At 52.7% G+C, this 4,003-nt stretch carries 4 protein-coding genes and 1 pseudogene; 3 read left to right on the top strand and 2 right to left on the bottom strand.

Going from position 1 to position 4,003, the window contains the following annotated elements:
• The first annotated feature begins 208 nt into the window (after positions 1 to 208).
• Both RT340_RS22225 and RT340_RS22220 read left to right on the top strand, forming a co-directional pair.
• Positions 209 to 868, top strand: a complete 660-nt coding sequence (locus RT340_RS22225) for a helix-turn-helix domain-containing protein (RefSeq protein WP_034822430.1) — start codon at positions 209 to 211, stop codon at positions 866 to 868.
• A gap of 72 nt (positions 869 to 940) precedes the next feature.
• Entirely contained in the window at positions 941 to 1,399 is a 459-nt protein-coding gene (locus RT340_RS22220; protein ID WP_097117671.1) for an OsmC family protein, read from the top strand.
• Here the strand turns inward: RT340_RS22220 and RT340_RS22215 are convergent, their stop codons facing one another.
• On the bottom strand, positions 1,400 to 2,485 hold the full coding sequence (locus RT340_RS22215) for a diguanylate cyclase (RefSeq protein WP_211728770.1): 1,086 nt from the start codon (positions 2,483 to 2,485) through the stop codon (positions 1,400 to 1,402).
• A 126-nt stretch (positions 2,486 to 2,611) separates the two neighbouring features.
• Positions 2,612 to 3,511 (bottom strand): annotated as a pseudogene (locus tag RT340_RS22210) (DMT family transporter).
• A 97-nt stretch (positions 3,512 to 3,608) separates the two neighbouring features.
• On the opposite strand from RT340_RS22210, the gene RT340_RS22205 reads away from it, so the two are divergent.
• Positions 3,609 to 4,003 (top strand): GntR family transcriptional regulator (locus tag RT340_RS22205; RefSeq protein ID WP_313377829.1); only part of this gene is annotated, 395 nt, incomplete at its 3' end.

Raw genomic sequence — 4,003 nt, 5'->3', positions numbered from 1 at the left:
CAGCAGGTTGTTGAGGTTGCGGGCTTTATCGTAAAACGCGGGCAGTTTAATGCTGGCGATGGTGGTTATGTTCATAGCAGCTCCCAGAAGTTTTCTTTTAAACTGCTACTCTGCTCACATTTAGACCAATACAATTTTCTTATGTGATAATTTTTATCATATGTGAGAAATTAAATGTCCAGTTCACTTAGCAGAAGAATCATTGCCAATGAAAACCACCCGACAGCATGAAGCCTCCGGGCTGGGCGCCGCCTTAACCGGCGAACAAGATTTTGGACTGCGAATCAAAACGATACGTCAGGCGCGAGAATTGACGCTGGAGCAGGTCGCCGAGTTGAGTGGCGTGTCGATTTCGACACTTTCGAAGATTGAAAAAGGCCAGGTGTCCGCTTCATTCGATACCATTGCCAAGATTGCCAGCGCGTTTGATTACTCTCTGGCCGAACTGTTCGCCGAAGAGTTGCCCCTGCCTTCGGTGGCGAGCACCGCCATTCAGGGCCGCCGCACTTACACACTGGCCGGTAAAGGATTGGCCTTTACCAACCCCTATTTTCGTTATGAAGTGCATGCCGCTGAACTGCTGGTGAAAGGGATGATTCCGGTGGTGATGGGAATTGAGACGCGCGAGTTGCCGCCGCCGGAAGCCTGGTCTCAGCATGCCGGTGAAGAGTTCATTTATGTTTTGTCAGGCGAAGTGATGTTGCATACGCAGCTCTATGCACCGCTGCGGCTGGCACAAGGTGACAGCGCTTACATCGACAGTACGATGCGCCATACCTTTGTACGGCTAAGTGATGAAGCCGCCAGCCTGATCTCTATTTGTCAGACTGAAACGCTGGATATTGAGGATTTGACGCGCGGTGGCTGATCGGAGCCTTCCCGCCACGCCAGCAAACACAGTAAACTGACCGCCGATTACCCCACAAAAGGAACTTCAGCTATGGCACGGGAACACCACTATCAGGTCACGGTCCGCTGGACCGGCAATCGCGGCACCGGCACCTCCTCTTACACCGCTTACGATCGTAACAGTGAGATGCTGGCAGACGGCAAACCCATAATGCCTTTGAGCGCCGATCCGGCATTTCGTGGCGATGCCACGCGCTGGAATCCTGAAGAGTTATTGCTGGCTTCGGCCTCCGCCTGTCACAAACTGTGGTATTTGCACCTGTGCGCGGACGCGGGAATTGTGGTGGAAGCTTATGAGGATGCCGCGGAAGGCACCATGGTAGAAGGGGCTCGGGGTCGTTTTACGCAAATCACGCTGAAACCGCGCATTACGCTGCGCGATCCGGCAGATGCGGATCGCGCGCTTGAGTTACATCACCAGGCACATGAGGCCTGTTATGTGGCCAATTCACTCAACTTCCCGGTGAACTGCGAACCGACGTTTGCCTGATCAGGCGGCGCCGGCCAACGGTGGTTGCGGCGGGACCCACAGCCGCACACCATTTCGTCCGGCGCGTTTTACCTCGTATAACGCTTCATCTGCATGGCGTAACCAATGGCGCAAGGACTCGGCGTTGGCGGCTGAAGCAATGCCGATACTCACCGAGCAGCGAAACTCCGCCGACGCTGGCAGGCGCACCTGAGCGATTTTTTCCTTTAAGCGATTTGCCAACGCTACCACCGTCTCATCGGTCGCATGGTGCACGATCACGCCCAGCTCATCACCGCCGAAACGCGCGGGAATATCCTGCAATCCCACATGATTACGAAGCAGTGCCGAAATCTCTGCCAGTAAAAAATCCCCGGCTTCGTGGCCCCAGGTATCATTCACCGACTTGAAGTAATCAAGATCCATCAGCAGCAGATAGCCCGCGCTGTCGCCACGACGCGTACTCAGGAATTCGCTCTCCAGACGACGTTCAAACAGACGCCGGTTAGGGATCTCCAGACCAGGGTCCATTAACGCAATACGCTCCAGTTCACGGTTTCGTTTACGCAATTGCCAGGTCAAATTGTAGGACGTCACGCTCAATACCAGCATATAGCAGGTTGCCAACGGCAATGTCAGCCAGACGGTTTGCGCACTGAATGTGAGATTGACACCCGCGCCATCCACCAGCCAGACCATAACGAAAGCGCAGAGGAAAGCCTGCATGGCAGCGATTAACTGCGCTGCGCCTCCTGCCGCATAACGATCCGAGACCAGCACCGCCATAATGATAAATGACGGCAACGGGCTAAGCGCCATCAGCGCCACCCAAATACCGCCAAATGCCGCGTCCAGCGTTAAGTTATGCCGTTCGGTGCCGGTGGCGTCTTCGGCACGCAATGCCCGGCGATAAGCCACCCACGGCCAGATAAATGCATTGATAAATAACAGGGCGCTGAACGCCACTCCGCGATGCATCTCCATCAATACCGAGAGAATCGGGAAGAAACATAAAATTGTGCCAAGCTGGCGCATGATAAACATACGACGAACGAAGCGCTGTGAACGCCGCTTCAGATGGCTATCATCAGGTGAGTAATAATTCATTCACTGGAAAAGTCTGATCGACAAGAAAAGCAGTTTAACGGGAAAAACCGCGAGCAGTGCGGTTTATTTTAAGAATATTTACCTTGCGCTTAACAACTGCGCAAGGTTCGTCAGGATTTTGTAAAGCTACCGCTCAAATTTACGTGCAGCGGCCAAACAACATACAACGGCTGCCGTCACCACCAGCATGGATGGATGAATGGATTCATGAAGTAATCAGGCTGAGAAAATCAGGCCAAAGAAAGGCTGTAACAGCTGCAGTTGTCCTACGCTGGCGATACCGCCGGTTGCCAGCCCCCTGTACCAAAAGATGAAACCAATCAGCATGCTGAACAGCGATACATATCCTAAAGCCCACCATGCAGACGCCTGAACAGGTTCAAAACTGAGAGGAGCCGTCATCACTGTTGCCAGCAACATGATCGGCAGTGAAAGGATCAGTGACCAGAATATGACCTGCCAGCCACCCAAGTGTCGAGAAAGCATTGCGCCTTCTGCATAACCCAGGCCGCACACTAACGTCGCCGCTAACATCAAGAGGTCACCGGTCAGTGATGCCGCTGCGCTCTGCACCAGCGTAAACCCCATCACCAATAGACAACCGAGAGTGGAAAACAACCAAAATGCTCTTCGTGGTCGTTCGCCTCCACGAATCACGGCAAAAAGCGCGGTAGACATGGGAAGCAATCCAATAAAAACGATCGAATGTGCTGAGCTGACATGCTGTAACGCCAGCGCAGTGAACAAAGGAAAACCTATCACGACACCCAGCGCGACAATCAGCAATGAACAAAGCTGTCCGGGCGCAGGTCGGCGTTGTCGAAGGGCTAAAATGATCAGGACCGCCAGCACTCCTGCAATTGAAGCGCGTATGAAAGTCAGGAAAAAAGGATCGAAACTTTTTACCGCCACACGCGTAGCCGGTAACGATCCACTAAAAATAACCATCCCGATAAATCCACTCATCCATCCTTGTAATCCAGAATGGTTAGCGTGAGATACGCTTGTGTTGCTGCTAGTCGCCATAAACGCCACCTTGATTCATTGACTTACCCACCGTTGACGCTTTAAAGCGTAAATGACAGCATTAATGACAATCAAAAAATTGTCATGGATACATTGGATGAAGGCTCGCTATAAAGTTATCGTTGATGAATTCGCCAGCGCGATACAACTCGGCCATTTGCCCGCAGGGACACGATTGCCCACGCACAGAGCACTCGCCAGCGAGCGTGCTATCTCATTAGCCACCGCAACGCGTATTTACAGTGAGCTGGAAGCCATGGGACTGGTGAGGGGAGAAACCGGTCGGGGAACCTTTGTCAGGGAAATTTTGCGCCCACTGGGATCAAGTGATGATCAACAGCGAGTTGCACCAGATGTATTAGATCTGAATTTCAACACCCCTTCCCTGCCAGAGCAAGCTGACCGTCTACGCAGTGCACTGCGACAACTTGCGACACGCGGTGACATCGAATCGTTATTGCGCTATCAGCCTTATGCCGGGCGTTTGAACGA

The sequence above is a fragment of the Pantoea sp. CTOTU50773 genome, from assembly GCF_032082325.1.
Lineage (GTDB): Bacteria > Pseudomonadota > Gammaproteobacteria > Enterobacterales > Enterobacteriaceae > Pantoea > Pantoea communis.
This window is presented reverse-complemented; position numbering and strand designations above follow the sequence as displayed.